This is a genomic window from Lentimicrobium saccharophilum (assembly GCF_001192835.1).
Classification (GTDB): Bacteria; Bacteroidota; Bacteroidia; order Bacteroidales; family Lentimicrobiaceae; genus Lentimicrobium; species Lentimicrobium saccharophilum.
The window spans coordinates 814767-835877 of record NZ_DF968183.1; the positions used below are offsets into that span (position 1 = coordinate 814767).

A 21111-nucleotide genomic window follows, 5' to 3' on the forward strand; every position below is an offset into this window, starting at 1 on the left:
CAAATGAGCAGGAAAATTAACGAAGCAACCTCAACTGATATACCAATTATTCAAAAATTGGTAAATGAATACGGATGGAAAGTAGGTGATACGCTATTGTATCAGCAAACGTATGATATACCTGAAAATCTTAAAAAGGATTACCCAACACTTAAAAACATTCGCCCCGACATTGTTTTACAAGACATGAACGGCGATGTTTTAGCTGTTATCGAAAACAATTTAGATAAGGAAAACAAAGACCTGTTAAAGCTTCGCACCATTGTTACACAGCTCTTAAAACCCAGATTTCTTTATGCTTGCAGTGCCGAACGAATTTTATTTTACGACAATGCCTGGCGTGGCCTGGATGCAGGAGAGTTTAAACAGGTAACCACCTATATGAGTTTGGAAGAAATGAAGCTTAAAATTGAGCAGCAGAAAAAAATAGCTTCCAACAAAGAAATTACCATTGACACCACCATCGCCGGCGGTTACGACCCAACTGTTGGCAAAGAACGTTATTACCAATTACAATGTATTCGCACCATTATAGAAAACTACAAAGCCGGTAAACAAAAAATGCTTATCCACATGGCTACTGGTCTTGGCAAAACAAGAACTGCCGTAGCAATGGTAAAAGCATTATTGAGCAGCGGATTAGCCAAACGAATTTTGTTTGTGGTTGACAGGCGAATGTTGGCAAAACAAGCCGTTGACGATGGATTTTCTTTAATCAGCCGTGAATATACTTCGAGTTGGATAACTACCTCAAATTTCAGGACAAGAAAGAACGCCAGTATTCATGTGGTTGTCATTGATACACTTGAATTAATTCATAGCGATTTACCTTCTAACTTTTATGATTTAATAATTGTGGACGAATGCCACCGAAGCATTAACGTAAACCGTAAACTTATATTCGACCATTTTCTTTGTCCAAGAATTGGTTTAACAGCTACACCACGCATTGCTACACCCATAGAAGGAGCTGAGGTTGACGAAGAAGATTTGGCAATAATTGACACCTACAAATTATTTGGTTGCGAAACTGGCGAACCCGATTTTCAATTTGATATTGCAAAAGGAATTGATGAGGGTTTTTTAGCACCTTATAAACCAATTGAATTGATTTCGTCTTTAGTAGAAGAAGCAAAACAAAATGGTATTGAATTCGACCATGTGCTTGACCCGCAAGAACGATATGTAATAGCTTTAGGGGCTGAAAAAAAATTAAAGTTAGAACAACTAAACCGCAAATTTATTTCGGAAGAAAACTGCCTCAGAATTGCAGAAGAATTGAAGAAAAATACGCAATACGGTGAAAAAGTGATTTTGTTTGGCGTCAGTCAGGCGCATTGCATTGAATTGGCTAAAGCGATTAATAAAGTATTTCAAATTGACGGTTCAGAAAAACCCTACTATGCAGAAGCTGTAATATCAGAAAATAACGAATTAAACGAAACGCTGAAAGCCTGGTTTAAAAAGCCCTATCAAAAGCCGTATGTGGCTGTTTCAGTAGATATTTTGAGTACAGGTGTTGACATTCCTTGTGTTCGCTATATAGCTTTGGCAGCTTTAACAAAGTCAGTTGGTAAGTACATTCAAATGATTGGTCGTGGTACTCGTCTTGACCCAAAAACAGGAAAGTTTAGCTTCCAGATTCTAGACTTTGTTGGACTTTGCAAACGTATGGAGGATAATGGTAAAGGAACGCTGAAAGAAAATAAAAAGATAGTAAAACCGGGAGGTCAAAGATTAAGTGCAAATGCGGGTATAAATATAAATCCAAAAGGTGAGTACTTTTTAATCGATAATCCCGATCCTGCACATATGATCCAGCGCATTGAAATTCATGGTGATTCAATCAAAATAAAGGACAACATACCAATTGAAGAGGCTAAGCAGATTTTTGAAGAAGAACTAAAGAAAAGCCAGGAACCAGTAGTGGTGGATTTGAAAAAGAAAGCCGAACAGCCCGAATATCAACCGACCGATGAAGAACTGGCAAAATTTATTCAATGGTTGAGTTTACCAAATACATTTATGGACGAAGGACATTTGCAAAAAATGTATGATTATCCTGAAGGTTCTGCATGGGACTTTTTGTTGCACGCATTAGGAAGGAAAAGGATTCCTACGCCAAAGGAAAGAATTGAAAAAAATTATCTTTCTTACATTCACACCTACAACTTCACAGATGAGCAAATTGTAATTTTAAAGAAAATCAAAGATGTTTTTGCCTCCAATGTGGCATCAAATCGAGATATTAATATTAATGAAATATTTGGAAACCCAATCTATGAAAGACTAATAGGGTCTTATGAAACAATAAACCAGATATTTGATGGAAAATTCAATTTTGTTATTAACGAATTGAAACAAACTATTGTAAAAAGAGCAAGTGCATAGTTAGCCTATAGTCGGAATAACATTTGCAAGCTATCAAGAGTAAACGCCCCATTTTATTTCAAACAACCAACCACCATGCCCCCCTCCCCCAACCCAAACCACTGGCGCCCCTTAATCGAACTGATCCCGGCCATTGAACGCACCCGGCAGTTCGGCGCATATCCTGAGCCGGTTCAGCTTGCAGAGAATCTATCTGTCTGCAGCGGAATAAGTAATTCGGAAATTGCCGGTGAATTTTTGCACCGGGTATATGAAAGCGGACTGATGTACGACTTCGACTGGATGAGCTGGGATTTCGGGAAATCGGCCCTGCAAAACAGGTTCGGGGACAATTTCAGCCATTATGACCTGGAAACGCTGAATAAATTTATTATTGCCATTGTAAGAAACGATAAATACTGCGAAGGGTACCTGGTCAGTAAGTTTTCGGACGGCACCATCTTGAGTATTTTAAAAGCGGCGGAATCCATTGTCAATCATAAGGAGTCCGGCTAACCTTCAGTTAATTCCTTGAATAAAATATTCCGTGCTTTTCTGTGCTTTTGTGCCTTAGTGGCCGCAAATTGCCCATCCTCCGGCAAATAACCCCCGTACCCCTTATGCGTCAGCCTTCAGGGGCAGACCGTCGTTGCATGTTTCCGTGTTTTTAGTTACTTTTGTAGAACAAATCAACGGTTATTATCCTTCTGAAAAAGATAGAAACCGGCAAAAGACCTGACCGATGAAAAAGATACTGGCACTTTCGTTACTGCTCATCACTGCCGGAACCGTTGCTGCTTCGGCACCGCGCAGCCTGGGGGCCTACCTTTCCCATTCCACCTTCAATATACCGGGCGAATCGCCTTACCTCGAGACCTACCTTGAGATCATCGGCAACACCATTGTATATAAACAGAATGCTTCCGGCAAATACCAGGGCAATGTGCAGGTTACGATGATTATCCGCCGGGATTCCGTTATTGTGGATTACCGGAAATATGAACTGATGAGTCCCGAACTGGACGACACCACGGCCATCGCGCTGAATTTCATCGATCAGCAGCGCTTTATGCTTGCCAACGGCAGCTATGAGCTGGATCTTTCCATTGCAGACCTTAATATTGCGGTTAAGCCCATTGTGATCACCTACCCTGTGCTGATAGACTTCCCTGCCGATAAGGTTTCGATCTCGGGGATACAGCTGATCAATTCGTTCACCAAAACTACCGAAGCCAACCTGCTGAGCAAAAGCGGCTATGATTTTGTTCCTTACGTGGATAACTTCTACCCCTCCGACCGGAACAAACTGACTTTTTACAGCGAAATCTACAACCCCGCCCATCAGGAAGGAAGCGGCGAGAAATACCTGGTTTCGGCCTTTATTGAATCATTTGAGAATAACCGCATGATGAATGAGTTTGTCAGAATCAGGCGCGAAGAATCCAAACCGGTCATTGTGCTGCTGAGCGAATTCGACATTTCCGGCCTTCCTTCGGGGAATTACAACCTCGTGGTTGCCATCCGCAATAAAAACAATGAAGTGATCGCGGAAAATGCCGCCTTCTTCCAGCGCTTTAACCCCTCGGTCAGCGCAAGCGCGCTGAACTTCGAAGGCATCGACCTGAACAACACCTTTACACAAAGAATCAACAGCCTGGACACTTTGCGTGAATTTATCCGGACCCTCTCCCCCATTGCCACGGAAATGGAAAGGATTTTTATCAATTCGCAGGTAGACGCGGCTTCGTTGACGACTTTACAGCAGTTCTTCTTCAGGTTCTGGCAGGTACGTGACGAGTTCGAGCCGGAAAAGGCATGGATCGCTTACAATCAGGAGGTGATAAAGGTCAACAACACCTATTCCACCCAGGTAAGAAAAGGCTATGAAACGGATATGGGCAGGGTCTATCTGCAATACGGGCCGCCAAACACCATTACGGATGTTCCTTTCGAAACCAGCGGATACCGTTACACCAACAACGATATAAATTCCACGGGGACCATTCCTTACCAGATCTGGCATTATTATTCCATCAACAACAACCGTGAGCGCAACAAGCGGTTTGTGTTTATCAATTCAAGCCTCCGCGTCACCGATTACCAGCTCGTGCATTCCGACGTCAGGGGTGAAATCCAGAATTATAACTGGCAGCGGATGCTGACCCGTTCCCTCGAAATCCAGGACAGGGACGCGGATGACCTGCGGCGGGATAAGAGCAGATCGGCCAGAATCTATGAACAGGGCTGGTAAACTTCAGCGTTTATCTGATTTTTTGACAATTGAATTTCCCGTTGCTACAATCATCAATTAACCGTATGTTTGCATAGACAAGTCATACCGATCAGCGCTCAGCACTTTGGACAAGAAAACTGCCGTTGTTATACTTAACTGGAATGGGAAAAGTTTCCTGGAGAAATTTCTTCCGGCAGTGTTACAATACAGCAGGCAGGATGCCCGGGTGATTGTGGCCGACAATGCCTCCTCCGACGGATCGGTTGACTTCCTGAAAGCGCGTTTCCCGGAAGTAGACATTATTGAAAACCCTGAAAACGGCGGATTCGCCAAAGGTTACAACGACGCGCTTGCGAAGGTTGACGCCGATTATTTTGTTTTACTGAACTCCGACATTGAAGTCACGGAGAACTGGATACCTCCGGTAATTTCATTGCTTGAGAATAATCCGGAGGTCGCCGCCTGTCAGCCAATTATCCGGTCATACCACCAACCGGAAAAGTTTGAATATGCCGGGGCCGCCGGCGGCTTTATAGATGCCTACGGCTATCCTTTCTGCCGCGGACGCCTTTTTCAGCACCTCGAAGAAGACCTGGGCCAGTACAATAACGCTGTGGAAGTTTTCTGGGCCACCGGCGCCTGTATGTTTGTCAGGGCAGAAGTGTTCAGGCAGCTAGGCGGATTTGACGCCGATTTCTTCGCCCACATGGAGGAAATTGACTTCTGCTGGCGGGCCAAACATTCCGGCTATAAAATTATGGTTTGTCCGGAATCCCGGGTCTTCCACGTCGGCGGCGGAACGCTCCCCAAGCAGTCCTCTTTCAAGACATACCTGAACATGCGGAACAACATTTCGATGTTGTACAAGAACCTGCCCGGTCACCGGCTGGTACCCGTATTTATCCTCAGGCTGCTGCTCGACGGCATCGCTGCATTCAAGTTTCTGATCGACGGCGGTTTTGCCGATTTCTGGGCAGTGGTGCGGGCGCATATGAGCTTCTACCGCAGGTTTCCGGTGCACCGGAAGAAACGGCGCAGCATCTCGCACGAAGAGGTTTCCTGCATTTACCGGGGAAATATTGTGGTTGACCACTTTATCAAGAGAAAGAAGAAATTTTCGGCCCTTCCGCAACACAAATTTTCCCGCTGATGGCCTGGATTATCCTGATCATAGCCGGAATTTTCGAAACCGTATGGGCCGTTTCGCTGAAGTATTCAGAAGGATTTAGCCGACTGTGGCCCTCGGTGATCACGGTGGTGGCCATGGCCATCAGCCTTTACCTGCTGGCGCTTTCGCTTAAAACCTTGCCGCTGGGCACCGCTTACGCCGTATGGACCGGCATCGGGGCATTGGGCGCGGTGATCTACGGCATCCTCGCCATGGGAGAATCCAGGGAATTGCTGAAAATATTATTTGTGATGATGATCCTGGGCGGGATTATCGGCCTGAGGGCAACCGCCGGAAAAGCTTCAGCGTCCGAGAAGACTGAGCAGGGCCAACCGATAGGAAGCAAGACCGAAACCAGCGATCACCCCGGCGGCGCCCGCTGAAATATAAGAGCGCTGCCTGAACTCTTCCCTTGCAAACACATTGCTCATGTGCACCTCAACCACCGGCGCATGAACGGCCTTCACGGCATCCCCGATCGCCACGGAAGTATGGGTATACCCGCCGGCGTTCAGGATAATGCCATCCGCGCCGAAACCCGCCTCCTGCAGCTTGTTGATGATCTCCCCCTCCACATTGCTCTGGAAATATTCAATCTCGGTACCGGGAAATTCCGCCCGGAGTTCAGGGATAAAGGTTTCAAAACTTTTATCGCCATAGAACCCCGGCTCCCGTATTCCGGTCAGGTTAAGGTTTGGCCCGTTGATGATGCAGATTTTCATAAGGATGTGCCGGCTTAAGAATCAGGTTGATTTACTTTCTGATAAATACTGTACTGGATGGGGTTCCGCCAACGGAAGGCAAAAGTCCGCTGATGGTCAGTTCCTCCTCTTTACGGTTGTACGTCATTTTATGGGTGGTTCTGGCGCCATCGGGAAATTCCTCAGGTTGAAAAAGCAATAGTTCATCGGCCTTGTCCAGGCGATACAAAAGGGTATCGGTTCCGGTTTCCGGGGCTCTTTTCAGAAAGGCCCGGTTGCTGCTCCGGAATTCAATCTCCACCCTGAACGCGGCATCATTCTTTTCAATCCACGGGCCCTGCAGGTTGAACTCATCCGGGAATTTTTCCTTGTCGCATCCCGCAAAAAGCAACGTAAACAGCAAAAACAATATTCTGAAGGTCATTTTCATTCCGATGGCATTACCGTATGCAAAATTAACAATTAGCAGCATGAAAATTACCAACCTGAGCCGCGGGAGATGGAATCCATTTGTAAAACCTGCGTAGTTTGTGTTTATCCGGTGATTTATTCAACGATTCCTTCCCCGGATAAACGAGGTTGGAATTTCCAGATGTGATTCCATGCTATAAACATGTGACTCCTCCGAGTCATTGATTGTGGTTCGGGAATAGTGCGTTTGACCCCAGCGGGGTCATATGTCTATAGAAAAAGAGATCAAGGAATTTGTGCGACCCCGGCGGGGTCGTATGTTTATTGACATTGGTATCCGAAAAAATATTAAAAGATTCCTCCCCCGGAATACGGGGTCGTAATTTCCGGTTGTGATTCCTTGCCATAAACCTGTGACTCCTCCGGAGTCATTGATTGTGGTTCGGGATTAATGCATATGACCCCAGCGGGGTCGTATGTTTATTATCATTGGTATCCGGATATTTATTCAAAGATTCCTCCCCGGGATAACCGGGGTCGGAATGACATCGCTTTTGGGTGGATGAGTTGAAGCGGAGGCAGGATAGCGGCAAAGCCGCCATCCTGCCTCCGCTATTTCTTGCTGACCATTAGTCATTCCGACCGGAGGGAGGAATCTTTATTATCTATTCCCGTCAAATATACCCTTTATTTGGCACAAGGACAGAGGCTAAAAGACATTCGACCCCTCCGGGGTCGTGAACTTTTATGTCCCGATTCTTTTCTATAAACATGTGACTCCTCCGGAGTCATTGATTGTGGTTCGCGATTAGTGCATTTGACCCCAGCGGGGTCGTATGTTTACGGACATTGGTATCCGGTAAAATATTTAAAGATTCCTCCCCCGGAAGTCCGGGGTCGGAATGACATCGTTTCCGGGTGGATGGGCCGGGGCATAGGGAGGAATCTGTATCAACTTTCCGGACAAACAAACGTTCAACCAGGCAGAAAGGCACAGGAAAAAGACATTCGACCCCTCCGGGGTCGTGAACTTTTATAGCGGATTATTTTCTATAAACATGTGACTCCTCCGGAGTCATGATTATGGTTCAGATTTATGTGTTTGACCCCAGCGGGGTCATATGTGTATAGAAAGACGAGGGGCAGAAGATTACCGACCCCAGCGGGGTCGTATGTTTATAGAAACACGAAATGCAATAATATCAGCGACCCCAGAGGGGTCGTATGTTTATTGACATTTGTATCCGGTAATTTATTCAAAGATTCCTCCCCCGTAATCCGGGGTCGTAATTTCCGGTTGTGATTCCTTGCTATAAACCTGTGACTCCTCCGGAGTCATGATTATGGTTCAGATTTATGTGTTTGACCCCAGCGGGGTCGTATGTTTATAGAAACACGAAATGCAATAATATCAGCGACCCCAGAGGGGTCGTATGTTTATTGACATTTGTATCCGGTAATTTATTTAAAGATTCCTCCACCGTAATCCGGGGTCGGAATTTCCGGTTGTGATTCCTTGCTATAAACATGGGATTCCTCCGAGTCATTGATTGTGGTTCGGGAATAGTGCGTTTGACCCCAGCGGGGTCATATGTCTATAGAAAAAGAGATCAAGGAATTTGTGCGACCCCGGCGGGGTCGTATGTTTATTGACATTGGTATCCGGTAAAATATTTAAAGATTCCTCCCCCGGATAAACGGGGTCAGAATGACATCGTTTCCGGGTGGAAGGGCTGAGACAGCGGGCGGTTGACCATCAGTCATTCCGGCCGGAGGGAGGAATCTGTTTCATCTTTCCCGACAGGCAAACGCTCAGCCAGGCAGAAAGGCACAGGAAAAATACATTCGACCCCTCCGGGGTCGTGAACGTATATGTCCGGATTATTCTCTATAAACATGTGACTCCTCCGGAGTCATTGATTTTTGGTTCAGATAAAAATGTTTGACCCCAGAGGGGTCATATGTCTATAGAAAAGGAATCCAAATAATTTGTGCGACCCCAGCGGGGTCGTATGTTTATTGACATTTTATCCAGTAAAATTTCCAAAGATTCCTCCCCCGGAGTCTTTGATCCTGGTTCGGATTACTGTGTTTGACCCCAGCGGGGTCATATGTCTATAGAAAAGGAATCCAAATAATTTGTGCGACCCCAGCGGGGTCGTACGTTTATTGAAATTTGTATCAGAGAAAATATCCAAAGATTCCTCCCCTGAAATCCGGGGCCGGAATGACATCGTCTCCGGGTGGATGAGTTGAGGCTGAGGTAGAAAGACATGCGACCCCTCCGGGGTCGTGAACTTTTATAGCGGATTATTTTCTATAAACATGTGACTCCTCCGGAGTCATGATTATGGTTCAGATTTATGTGTTTGACCCCAGCGGGGTCATATGTGTATAGAAAGACGAGGGGCAGAAGATTACCGACCCCAGCGGGGTCGTATGTTTATAGAAACACGAAATGCAATAATATCAGCGACCCCAGAGGGGTCGTATGTTTATTGACATTTGTATCCGGTAATTTATTCAAAGATTCCTCCCCCGTAATCCGGGGTCGTAATTTCCGGTTGTGATTCCTTGCTATAAACATGTGACTCCTCCGGAGTCATGATTATGGTTCAGATTTATGTGTTTGACCCCAGCGGGGTCATATGTGTATAGAAAGACGAGGGGCAGAAGATTACCGACCCCAGCGGGGTCGTATGTTTATTGACATTTGTATCCGGTAATTTATTCAAAGATTCCTCCCCCGTAATCCGGGGTCGTAATTTCCGGTTGAGATTCCTTGCTATAAACATGGGATTCCTCCGGAGTCATTGATTGTGGTTCGGGATTAACGCGTATGACCCCAGCGGGGTCATATGTTTATAGAAAGGGAGATACCAGAAATATCCGTGAGCTACAGCGTAGCGGGATACTAAAACTTCTCCCATTATGATAATTGGCGAGGCAATAGCTTAAAGAAAGAGAATAATCCCCGCGATTTAAGGATTAGCTCCCTCTGTGTAACTCCGTGATTCTCTGTGCACCTCTGTGAAATTCTTTGGAAAACTTCATTCCATTTTCGCAAGCGCATCTCAAACTCCATCAACGCATCCGGCGGGCAGCCTGAATTCTTTTCCCCGGATTTCTTGATTTTGCCATAGAATAAACCGTAACTTTGCAGCGATTTCCAATTGGGGTGCCCTAACACTACGGGCTGAGATCATACTCATAGAACCTGCTCCGGGTAATGCCGGCGAAGGGAAGTAGAGAAAACTTGATTACGGAGGGTTAAAGACCCAATTCAACCTTCCAGGGTTTAATCTAAAAAGAATCAACGCAATGAAATTACGCTTACTGCCGGCTTTGCTGGTATTGCTGCCATTTTTATCCATGGCACAGTTAACCCTGAAAGGAAGGGTGATTGACGAACAGACGGCTTCGCCCCTGCAGGGCGCCCACCTCAGGCTGAACAACCGCCTGGTGAAAACCACCACGGATGCAAAAGGCATGTTTGAAATCAACGACCTGAAAGCCGGTTCCTACAAACTGAAGGTCACTTTTCTGGGATACAGGGTCTGGGAGGCCTATTTTGAGCTGGAAGCCAGTAAATCGATGCTGATTTCCCTTGAACAGGCCCCGGTACTGACCCAGGAAACCATTATCACCGCCACCCGGGCCGGAGACAAAACCCCGGTCACTTATCAGAACTTGTCGGGTAAAGAGATATCAAAAAACAACCAGGGGCGCGACATCCCCTCCCTGCTGGAGCAGATGCCGGCAACGGTGGTCACTTCGGATGCCGGCACCGGCATCGGGTACACCGGCATACGCATCCGGGGAACCGATATGAACCGCATCAATATCACCGTGAACGGCATTCCGCTCAACGACGCGGAATCGCACAGCGTATTCTGGGTAAATATGCCTGACTTTGCTTCCTCTACCGGAAGCCTGCAGGTGCAACGGGGTGTAGGGACAAGCACCAACGGCGCCGCCGCCTTCGGGGCAAGCATCAACCTGCTGACGGAAGCGCCCGCTCCTGAAGCCTATGGCGAAGTCAGCAGCGCGGCCGGGTCCTTCAACACCTTCCGGAATACCGTTCAGGCAGGCACCGGGCTGATGAAAGGCAAGTGGGCAGTGGATGCCCGCTTGTCAAAGTTAAGCTCCGATGGCTACATCGACAGGGCATTCTCCGACCTCAAATCATTTTACGTTTCAGGCGGTTATTTCGGCGCCAATACCATCCTGAAGGTCAATGTCTTTTCAGGGAAAGAAATTACCTATCAGGCATGGGACGGCATCCCCTCCGATATCCTTAAAACCAACCGCACCTACAATGGCATCGGATACTATAAGGATTACCTCGGAAATGAACACTTTTACGAAAACGAAACGGACAATTATCAGCAGGACCATTACCAGATTATGCTTTCGCAGCGGCTGGGCGGGAACCTGACCGGCAACATCGCCCTGCACTACACCCGGGGCTTCGGCTACTATGAGCAGTTCAAGGACGACGAAGACCTCACGGATTACCTTGTCGCCCCCGTTCCTGTGCCTGGAAACGACACCCTATTGATCACACAGAGCGACCTGATCCGGCGCAAGTACCTCGACAATGACTTTTATGGTTTTACATGGTCGGTCAATTATGAAAAGCAAAAACTCAGCCTGACCGCCGGCGGCTCAGGAAACCGTTACGAAGGGCTGCACTTCGGTGAAATCATCTGGGCCGAATTCGCCGGGACTGCCGGTTATAATCACCGCTGGTACGAGGGCACCGGCGACAAAAAAGACCTGAACTTCTTTGTAAAGTCCATCTACCAGGCCGGAAGCAGGCTCAGCCTTTACGGCGATCTCCAGCTCAGGGGCATTCAGTATGCCCTTGACGGACGCGATGATGACCAGCGCGATATTACACAAAGCCATGACTTTTTGTTTTTCAACCCCAAAGCAGGCATCCATTACGCGCTGAACCAATACGGCAGCATTTACGCCGGATTTGCAGTCGCCAACCGCGAACCCAACCGCGACAACTATACCGATGCGGATCCGTCGAAACCTGCGCCGGTGGCTGAAACGCTGTTTGACTATGAGCTGGGGTATAATTACCATAAGAACAACCTGAAATTCACGGCTAACCTCTACTACATGCATTACCGCGACCAGTTGGTGCTGACCGGCGCCATCAACGACGTGGGCGCCCCGGTGATGACCAATGTACCGTTATCTTTCCGCACCGGGCTTGAAATCAGCTCACAATACATGCTGACTGAAAATCTTCAGGCAAGTGCCAACCTGACCGTAAGCAGCAATAAAATAAAAAACTTCACGGAATACGTGGATGACTGGGACAACTGGGGTTCTCAGATTGAAAACAGTATAGGCTCCACCGACATCGCGTTCTCACCGGACATGGTGGCAGGTGCAGCAATAAACTGGGCGATCATTAAGAATTTCGACCTGATGATCAACGGCAAATACGTGTCACGGCAGTATATTGACAATACCTCATCCCCCGACCGCAGCCTTGACCCTTATTTTGTCAGCAACCTGAGGCTGGGCTATACAGTAAAACCGGCATTTGTCCGCCAGATCGAATTCAGCCTGAACATAAACAACCTGTTCAATGCCGAATACGAAACCAACGCCTGGATTTACAGGTATTACAGTGAAGGAACGTATGGGGTGCTGGACGGATTTTTCCCCCAGGCCGGCATCAATTTTATGGCCGGACTGACGCTTAAATTATAGCGGAAATTGAAATCCGGGCAATTTCCCGGTTAAAAGGATTTTGCCCGGACTTTTCTCAGGTTTGACAATTCGTTGTCTTTACTTTACCGCATCTCCCCTGCCCTGCTGCCGGGGATGGCCTCCAGCACATCCCGGAGGAGCGAATCAAAATCCATATCATTCGTCTTCTTCGGCGAATAGCCCAGCACAACCACCGCCAGGTCCTGATCGGGAAGTATAAAAACCCGCTGTCCGTTGTGTCCGCGGCACATAAACATCGATGCCGGGGCTGATGGCAGAGAAAGGTCCTCATTCAGCCAGAATGAAGCGCCATACGCCCCTTTACTATCAGGAACCGGCTTCACTGAATAATCCACCCAGCCCTCCGGAAGGATGCGTTCGCCGTTAAAAACTCCATCGTTAAGGTAAAGCAGCGCAAACCGGGCATAATCGCGGGGAGTAGCATAGATATAGGAGGAACCGACCTGATTGCCGGCCGCATCCGTTTCAAAGACGGCATCAGGCATCCCGATCCGGCTGAACAGTTTATCCCAGGCATAACGGTAGTATCTTTCGTCATCTCCCATGGTTTTCCGCATCAGTCCGGTGATGATATTGGTAGAACCTGAGGAATAGCACCACTTTTCCCCCACGGCATGGACAAGCGGTTTGGAGGCGGCAAAGGCACCGAAATCGCTTTCGCAATGAAGCATCAGCGTCACATCCGAACGGTTTCCGTAATCTTCATTCCACTCAAGGCCGCTCTGCATACGCAGCAGATCGTCGATCGTGATCTCCTTCCGGCCGTCGGCCTGCCATGCAGGCACCTCCGCAGGCTTGTATACATCCAGCAGCCCTTCTTTAACCATAATTCCGGTCAAAGCGTTGGTAAAACTCTTCGCCATGGACCAGGAAAGCATTCGTGTATCTTTATTGATACCGTCCCGGTAGCCTTCCATCACCGGAATTCCTTTATGCATCACCAAAAATGCAAAGGCATGGCCGCCGTAGTAATCCTTTTCGATCAGCTTTTCCCTCACAGCCTGCAATTTTTGGAGATCTGCTCCGGTATTGGTATCGGGGATCATATTTCCCAACGGCCAGGGCATAGTATCGGGATTAAACAGCGGCGCTTCTGAAACGGGAAATTTTATCTCCGAAAGGGCTTCAGGTTCTGTCCCCCTTACCAGGGTACAACCAAAACCCTCCCTGTAAACGGCAGTTGACTTACCCCACAGAAACCTGCTGGTAACCTGCCGTCCTTCAAAATCAACCTCATTGTTTGTGTACCTGATAAACGAAAAATTAAGGTCAAGCGCCTCCACCTCTTCCTGCGTCCGGCCTGAAACAAATACTGCCGAAGCTAGATTCTTGGCCGCATATCCGGTGATGATGGGCAGCAGGGAATTAATATAAACTGCGCCCCCGGCCAGGCCTGCCATGATAATAATCAGAATTCCAATACCAATTTTTCTTTTCATAATGGTAATTATTTGGCTGATGTAAACAAAGGTAATGAAATGAAATAAAAACCATCAAAAAGAAAAGTCAGGTAAGTAGTCTTTATACCCTGAAGTCAATCTCTGAGCAGGTCCTGCCCGGAAAGTACAAAATCATTACCTTTGCAGCCTCAGTCAGGGACTATGGCAGGCATCGCTATCAAAAATAAAAAAGCAGGATTTGAATACTATCTTACCGAGGAGTTCACGGCCGGTATTGTGCTGACCGGTACTGAAATCAAGTCGGTACGCGAAGGCAAGGCCAACCTCACGGATGCATACTGCGCGTTTGAGGGAGATGAGTTGTTCGTGAAGAATATGCATATCAGCGAATACAAGTTCGGCACCTATTCCAATCACGATCCCAAACGCGACCGTAAACTGCTGCTCAACCGCCGTGAACTAAGGAAAATCATTGCCAAAACGCGGGAGAAGGGACTGACCATAATTCCTACCCTGTTGTATATTAACGACAAAGGCCTGGCAAAGCTGAATATCGCCATCGCAAAAGGGAAAAAGCTTTACGACAAGCGCGAATCCCTGAAAACAAAAGACACAAAGCGCGAAATTGACCGGCACAGGGATATATAGGCATCAGATCCGTCATTAAGGTATTTTCATCTCAAAGCACGGTCGCTTTATCTTAAGGAACGGCATGCAATAAATGCTTTTTCATTTGTTTCCGTTATAATATGCAAAGATTCCGACCCCGGAAAACATGGTTCGGAATGATATTGTTTTCAGGCGGATGGGCCGGGACTAGGGGTGGATAACCATCAGTCATTCCGGCCGGAGGGAGGAATCCGTATCATCTTTCTCCGGCAAAAAATCCCCATATCTGACAGAAGGACAGTGAAAATAAACATTCGACCCCTCCGGGGTCGTGAACGTATATGGCCGGATTATTCTCTATAAACATGTGACTCCTCCGGAGTCATTGATTTTTGGTTAAGATAAAAATGTTTGACCCCGGCGGGGTCATAGGTGTATAGAAAAATGTGGAGAAGAAGATGTCCGACCCCAGAGGGGTCGTATGTCTGTTATCATTGGTATACGGTAATTTATTCAAAGATTCCGACCCCGCAAATCCTGGTTCAGATTGATATTGTTTTCAGGCGGATGGGCCGGGACCGGGGGTGGATAACCATCAGTCATTCCGGCCGGAGGAAGGAATAAGTATCATCTTTCTCCGGAAAAAATCCCCATATCTGAAAGAAGGACAGTGAAAATAAACATTCGACCCCTGCGGGGTCGTGAACGTATATGTCCGGATTATTCTCTATAAACATGTGACTCCTCCGGAGTCATTAATTTCGGTTCAAATAAAAAGATTTGACCCCGGCGGGGTCATAGGTGTATAGAAAAATTTGGAAAAGAAGATGTCCGACCCCAGAGGGGTCGTATGTCTGTTATCATTGGTATCCGGTAATTTATTCAAAGATTCCGACCCCGCAAATCCTGGTTCGGATTGATATTGTTTTCAGGCGGATGGGCCGGGACCGGGGGTGGATAACCATCCGTCATTCCGGCCGGAGGGAGGAATCCGTATCATCTTTCTCCGGCAAAAAATCCCCATATCTGACAGAAGGACAGTGAAAATAAACATTCGACCCCTCCGGGGTCGTGAACGTATATGTCCGGATTATTCTCTATAAACATGTGACTCCTCCGGAGTCATTGATTTTTGGTTCAGATAAAAATGTTTGACCCCGTCGGGGTCATAGGTGTATAGAAAAATGTGGAGAAGAAGATGTCCGACCCCAGAGGGGTCGTATGTCTGTTATCATTGGTATCCGGTAATTTATTCAAAGATTCCGACCCCGCAAATCCTGGTTCGGAATGATATTGTTTTCAGGCGGGTGGGCCGGGACCGGGGGCGGTTAACCATCAGTCATTCCGGCCGGAGGAAGGAATAAGTATCATCTTTCTCCGGAAAAAATCCCCATATCTGAAAGAAGGACAGTGAAAATAAACATTCGACCCCTCCGGGGTCCGGCGAACAAAAAATGTCCGGCAACGGTTATTGCAGCATACTTTGTTTGTATTTTTAAATCCCGGCAGCGTAACCCTGTCCTTTCAACCCCATAGTTCTCAGTTCTGCTCACAAAAAATGACTATTTTCCTGTAAAAGTCCGATAACAATGACTAAATCCCTGTTCAGTTTATTTGCGGCTGCGCTTACAATTCTGACAATCCAGCCCGGAGCCACAGCGCAGCAAGCTCCTCCGGCAGGCAAAAAGAGTGAATCCATCCGTTGGATCAGTTTCGAAGAAGCCATGAAGCTGAATAAAAAGAAGCCGAAAATGGTCTTTGTGGACATTTACACCGACTGGTGCGGCTGGTGCAAAAAGATGGATGCAGAAACGTTTGCAGATCCTGAGATTGCGGCCTACATCAACAAAAGGTACTACGCAGTCAAATTCAATGCTGAGCAAAAAGAGGCTGTTGTTTTCAAAGAACAGGAATTCATCAATCCCAATCCTGACAAATCCCGCTCAACCCATAAGTTAGCCCTTGCCCTGCTGAAAAACGAAAAACTCTATCCCTCCTACGTTATACTGGACAAAGCGAGCGACTGGACCTTTAAACTCAAAGGTTACCTGTCGGCCGCAGATCTGTTGCCGGTTCTGAAGTTTTACGGGGATGAACATTACAAAAAGATGAGCTGGGGCGAGTTTGTACAATCAAAACCAAAGTGATTTATGGTAATTCCCGAAACTTTCAAAGCCATCCGGGCTGAAGAAAATTCTTCAGGCAATATCAGGCCTTTGCTGAAAGAAGTGTCACTGGATTCCCTGCCTGCCCACGAAGTGCTGATCAGGGTGGAATATTCATCATTAAATTACAAAGACGCACTTTCGGCAACCGGTAACCGCGGGGTTACCCGCAACTACCCGCATACGCCCGGTATAGATGCCTGCGGTACTGTGGTTTACTCAGCGGATCAATCATTTAAAAAAGGGGATCTGGTGCTGGTATGCGGCTATGATCTGGGCATGAATACGCCCGGGGGCTTCGGTCAGTACATACAGGTACCTGCAGCCTGGGTGATGCCCCTTCCGGAGGGCCTTGGTATGCGCGAGAGCATGATGCTGGGCACGGCGGGCTTCACTGCCGCACTGGCATTGTATAAAATGGAAATGAACGGACAAAGGCCGGGCAATGGGCCGGTACTGGTAACAGGTGCAGGCGGAGGACTCGGAAGCCTCGCCATAAATATCCTGTCCAGGACAGGATATGAGGTGATTGCAGCCACGGGCAAAACTTCAGCACACGAATATTTTAAATCAATCGGCGCCGCTCAGGTCATTGACAGGGAACAGGTGAACGACCATAGCGGGAAACTGCTCCTCCGTCAGCGCTGGGCAGGGGTTATCGACACGGTGGGCGGCAACATCCTTTCCACTGCCATCAGGGCATGCCAGGCGCACGGCAATGTGGCCGTATGCGGCAACGCAGCTTCATTCGAGTTGTCTGTTAATGTTTATCCTTTTATCCTAAACGGGGTGAATCTGCTGGGCATTGATTCAGCCACCTGTCCCATGGAGCTGAGAAAACAGGTGTGGAAAAAGCTGGCCGATGAGTGGCGTCCGGAAGCCCTTGACCAGATCAGCCTTGGAATCAGCCTGGAAGCGTTGCCCAAACACATTCACCTGCTGCTCGAAGGAAAAATCAGGGGCAGGGTGTACATTAACTTAAAAGATTGATTAACTTTACGGTGAATCATTGATCATTTCAAATCATTTTGCCATGAAAAAAATCAGGATAATCCCGGTAATTCTGCTTTTACTGGCTTCGGCCTGTAACAGAAACGAGCAACCCGTTTGCGATGTTGCCGCTGAAAAAGATGCGATTAAACTGGCTCTTCAGAAGTATGTGATCGCAAACGAAGCAAAGAACATATCCATGATTGAAGAATTGTGGGCCAATGATTCAGCGGTTCTCAGCCTGGGCACCGAGAGGCGCGATATCATCAGGGGCTTTGAAGCTGTTAAACAAACTTTCGCTTCACAGTTCGAAAGATTTGAGGATACCTTTATCGCTGCACGTGACCTTGACATATACGTGCATCCCTCCTGCGAATCAGGCTGGTTTTCCGAAATACTGCAATACAACTATACCATAGGCGACAAATCCTACGAGTACAGCGACCTCCGTTTCTCCGGTTTCCTCGAAAAAAGAGACGGAAAATGGGTGATTATTCATACCCATTTATCCGCCCCGGCTGATAATAATAACAGGTAACAGAACAACGCCCGGCCTGTTATCCTGATTTGCTTAAAGCAATCTCAGTGCTTATGCCCTGAATGATCGTATTGCTGATCTTCAGGCTTCTTGCAGCAATCAGGCAAATCATTGTATGCTTTGGGATCCGCGGCAACGTCGTCCGCATCATATCCGGCTTTGGAGATGGCTTCCCTGATCTTTTCAGGCGTTGTCCGGGCGGCCTTGTAAACCACCGTTACCACATCCGTTTCCAGGTCCAGATTTGCCTTTACCACCCCTTTCTCAAAGGCGAGGGTTCGTTCGATGGTTTCTTTACACATACTGCACTGGGATGAAACCCTGATTTCTATCTGAGTGTTTTTCGGTTCCTGTGCAGCAACGTAACCTGAGATCAATGCTGCAAGCAGTACCAGCATCACCTTGCTGAAATTTTTCTCTTTTTTCATAACGTAAATTTTTGCGGTTAATGATTTATTGAATACTGTACCTGATGCCGGCGTAAAACATCCGCCCGAGTATGGGGCCCCAGATCATGCCTGCATCAAAACCACTTTCAAAAGGACTATCCGCCTGCAGAACAGGATGATGCTGCATGAAATTGGTCAGATTCTCCACCCCCAGGTAGGCATCCCACTTTTTGAACTTCCGGGTAATCTGGGTGTGAATGGTTATATAATCCGGAGAATATGTACCATATCCGGCATGCTCCAGGTGCGGTACACCCAGCGGCAAACGGGTACGTCCGTGATACTGGCCGGTAAAGTCAAACTTCCATTTTTCGAAGCGGGTTGCATAGGACATGGTAAAGAGTCCCTTATGGCGGCTGACCAACGGCCGTTCGTGCAGCTCTCCTGCAGTGGTAACCCTTACATCATTCAGCCTGTACGCCGCGGTTACGTCAAAGCCTTCGAACAGGGCAGCTTCGGCATTCACCTGAAAACTGTTGGAATAGGAATTGCCATCAAGATTGTAAAGTACAATCCGGTCGTACGACTGATCCAGGTCAATGATTACCTGGTTGACAAAATCTGTCCGGTAAAAGTCGGCCGACAACACCAGGTCACGCTTCTCGCTGAGTGCAATGGTCTGCGTGAGGTTTAATCCGTAATTCCAGGCTTCTTCCATCCTGAAATCCTCCCTGAAAACGAGTTGCCGCGCACTTACAAGCATGCCGGTATTTTCAGCCAGCACGGACGCGCTGCGGTATCCTTTGCCCGCTGAGCCGCGGAGCACGGTTTTTTCAAACAAATTCACCTTGAAGTGAAAACGGGGCGTCACCAATGTGCCGTACCTGTTGTGATAATCCACGCGCAAACCGGCTATAATGCTTAGTTTTTCGTCCGGATTGTAAGTATACTGCGCAAAAATCCCCGGCACAGATTCGAACCGGTCGAAGGTTGAATCTGCAAAAGCCTCATCATAATCATCGTACATCAGGCTTACGCCGGCATTATAAATATGCGCTTCGTTGCCGATCTGCGACTGGAAAATGGCATTGCCATAAAAGCCCAGCTGGCGTGCATTGTATTCGTTTCGTCCGAATACAGACTCCTGCTCGTGATATAAACCACTGAATATCAAACCAAGGCTTGTATTCGGCAGGTTCCGGAATATAAAACCGGTTTTATCATAGAGTTGTGCCCGGCGGGTAACAAGCTTCATCACATAATCTCCGTTCTGAACCGCTTCATCACTGCTGAGTTTTGTCAGTTGCCCTCCGTCCCGCTCATCGTAAAGAAAGTTAAAGCCGAACTTTGACTCGGTAACTCCATGCTTTTCGTAGCTCCAGCGGTTCGACACATTTACATGCCGGGATAAAGGCTGGTCCAGGAATCCGTCGTCATTCATATCAATCCGGCTCATCTGGGTGGATGCATGGGCCAGCACCATTGTGCTGAGGACATCTTCCTTCAGCACATGCGTTGCATGGGCATTGACTTCAGCCCGGCCCTCGTTGTTGGCATAAACATTCAGGAAAAATTTTTCTGAATCCCAGGGTTTTCTAAGTTCAGCATTGATCTGCCCGGTGGTTGATTCATAGCCGTTCACCACCGAAGAAGTGCCCTTCGAAATCTGGATAGACTCCATCCAGGTTCCCGGAATGTAGGTAAGCCCGAAAGCAGAGCCCAGGCCACGGGTGAAGGGGATATTCTCGACCATCAGCTGGCTGTAGATTCCGGCAAGGCCAAGCATTTGTATCTGCCTGGCACCCGTAACGGCATCCGAAAAGCCTACATCCACGGTGGCATTATTCTCAAAGCTTTCGGATAGGTTGCAGCAGGCCAGTTTCTGCAGACCGGCAGTGGTAATTACCTCAGTCTTAATTGGTTTGATGGAAGAGATGAAACTTCCGGCCATGCGCTCCCTGATCTCCACTTCGGCAAGTTCGGCGCCTTTCTTCAGGTTGATCTGTACCGAATTCCTGCCGGGCTCAACAAGCAAGGTATCGTTCAGGTATCCTACAAAACTCACTACAAGCTTTGCAGGTCCCGCAAATTTCCTTTCCAGGCTGAATCTTCCGTTTTCATCCGCAACAGTCCCTTCCTGCGTGCCTGACCAATAGACATTGGCATAGGGCAGCGGAACTGATTTTCCATCCGGTTCGGTGGAAGTAACCTTACCGTTAACGGGTTTCTGGCCGGAAGCCAGGCTTGCGTGAAATAGCAATGCAACCAGCACTGCCGAAATAAAAGTTTTCATGGTATTCGTTTCTTCGTTTCCGAGTAGTTTTTATAGCAATATTCAGGTAGGAGCGCCGGAAAACAGGCTCCGGGCAGCAAGCAGCCA

Annotated in this window: 15 protein-coding genes and 1 riboswitch; of the genes, 10 read left to right on the forward strand and 5 right to left on the reverse strand. The window is 47.6% G+C overall.

Features of this window, described 5'->3' with window-relative positions; all coding sequences use genetic code 11:
• The first annotated feature begins 3 nt into the window (after window positions 1–3).
• The 5 genes from TBC1_RS15175 to sugE all read left to right on the forward strand — a co-directional run bounded on the left by TBC1_RS15175 (window position 4) and on the right by sugE (window position 6154).
• Window positions 4–2391 carry a DEAD/DEAH box helicase family protein gene (locus TBC1_RS15175; protein ID WP_062044746.1) on the forward strand — a complete coding sequence of 796 codons (2388 nt, stop codon included), beginning with the start codon at window positions 4–6 and terminating at the stop codon, window positions 2389–2391.
• A 75-nt stretch (window positions 2392–2466) separates the two neighbouring features.
• A complete protein-coding gene (locus tag TBC1_RS15180) occupies window positions 2467–2886 on the forward strand; it encodes a DUF6508 domain-containing protein (RefSeq protein ID WP_062044747.1) in 420 nt (139 codons plus the stop codon).
• 226 nt (window positions 2887–3112) lie between these two features.
• Window positions 3113–4621, forward strand: coding sequence for a GWxTD domain-containing protein (locus TBC1_RS15185; protein ID WP_062044749.1), 1509 nt, complete (start codon window positions 3113–3115; stop codon window positions 4619–4621).
• Window positions 4622–4727: 106 nt separating this feature from the next.
• Window positions 4728–5753, forward strand: a complete 1026-nt coding sequence (locus TBC1_RS15190) for a glycosyltransferase family 2 protein (protein ID WP_062044750.1) — start codon at window positions 4728–4730, stop codon at window positions 5751–5753.
• Window positions 5753–6154 carry a quaternary ammonium compound efflux SMR transporter SugE gene (sugE, locus tag TBC1_RS15195; RefSeq protein WP_082189663.1) on the forward strand — a complete coding sequence of 134 codons (402 nt, stop codon included), beginning with the start codon at window positions 5753–5755 and terminating at the stop codon, window positions 6152–6154. The genes TBC1_RS15190 and sugE overlap by 1 nt, the downstream gene beginning before the upstream one ends.
• Here the strand turns inward: sugE and TBC1_RS17560 are convergent.
• Together TBC1_RS17560 and TBC1_RS15205 are read right to left on the reverse strand one after the other, a co-directional pair.
• A complete protein-coding gene (locus tag TBC1_RS17560; RefSeq protein WP_082189664.1) occupies window positions 6074–6493 on the reverse strand; it encodes a type II 3-dehydroquinate dehydratase in 420 nt (139 codons plus the stop codon). The genes sugE and TBC1_RS17560 overlap by 81 nt on opposite strands.
• A gap of 31 nt (window positions 6494–6524) precedes the next feature.
• A complete protein-coding gene (locus tag TBC1_RS15205; protein ID WP_172668914.1) occupies window positions 6525–6902 on the reverse strand; it encodes a hypothetical protein in 378 nt (125 codons plus the stop codon).
• 3145 nt (window positions 6903–10047) lie between these two features.
• A riboswitch (TPP riboswitch) is annotated at window positions 10048–10144 on the forward strand.
• 60 nt (window positions 10145–10204) lie between these two features.
• Between TBC1_RS15205 and TBC1_RS15220 the strand changes: the two genes are divergently transcribed.
• Complete coding sequence (locus tag TBC1_RS15220; RefSeq protein ID WP_062044761.1) at window positions 10205–12619, forward strand: TonB-dependent receptor; 2415 nt, start codon at window positions 10205–10207, stop codon at window positions 12617–12619.
• An 83-nt stretch (window positions 12620–12702) separates the two neighbouring features.
• Here TBC1_RS15220 and TBC1_RS15225 read toward each other — a convergent pair whose 3' ends face one another.
• Complete coding sequence (locus TBC1_RS15225) at window positions 12703–14079, reverse strand: serine hydrolase domain-containing protein (RefSeq protein WP_062044763.1); 1377 nt, start codon at window positions 14077–14079, stop codon at window positions 12703–12705.
• Window positions 14080–14241: 162 nt separating this feature from the next.
• Here TBC1_RS15225 and smpB point away from each other — a divergent pair, with 162 nt between their 5' ends.
• The 4 genes from smpB to TBC1_RS15245 all read left to right on the forward strand — a co-directional run bounded on the left by smpB (window position 14242) and on the right by TBC1_RS15245 (window position 18342).
• The gene (smpB, locus tag TBC1_RS15230) at window positions 14242–14688 is read left to right on the forward strand and encodes an SsrA-binding protein SmpB (protein ID WP_062044765.1); all 447 of its coding nucleotides are present in this window, start codon (window positions 14242–14244) and stop codon (window positions 14686–14688) included.
• A gap of 1550 nt (window positions 14689–16238) precedes the next feature.
• Window positions 16239–16796: a thioredoxin family protein gene (locus tag TBC1_RS15235; RefSeq protein WP_062044767.1), complete on the forward strand. Its 558-nt coding sequence runs from the start codon at window positions 16239–16241 to the stop codon at window positions 16794–16796.
• Window positions 16797–16799: 3 nt separating this feature from the next.
• The gene (locus tag TBC1_RS15240; protein WP_062044769.1) at window positions 16800–17804 is read left to right on the forward strand and encodes a YhdH/YhfP family quinone oxidoreductase; all 1005 of its coding nucleotides are present in this window, start codon (window positions 16800–16802) and stop codon (window positions 17802–17804) included.
• Window positions 17805–17847: 43 nt separating this feature from the next.
• A complete protein-coding gene (locus tag TBC1_RS15245) occupies window positions 17848–18342 on the forward strand; it encodes a nuclear transport factor 2 family protein (RefSeq protein ID WP_137305776.1) in 495 nt (164 codons plus the stop codon).
• Between the two features lie 44 nt (window positions 18343–18386).
• On the opposite strand, the gene TBC1_RS15250 is transcribed toward TBC1_RS15245, so the two are convergent.
• On the reverse strand, window positions 18387–18770 hold the full coding sequence (locus tag TBC1_RS15250; protein WP_062044773.1) for a heavy-metal-associated domain-containing protein: 384 nt from the start codon (window positions 18768–18770) through the stop codon (window positions 18387–18389).
• A gap of 25 nt (window positions 18771–18795) precedes the next feature.
• The gene (locus TBC1_RS15255; protein WP_062044776.1) at window positions 18796–21024 is read right to left on the reverse strand and encodes a TonB-dependent receptor; all 2229 of its coding nucleotides are present in this window, start codon (window positions 21022–21024) and stop codon (window positions 18796–18798) included.
• Between the last annotated feature and the right edge of the window lie 87 nt (window positions 21025–21111).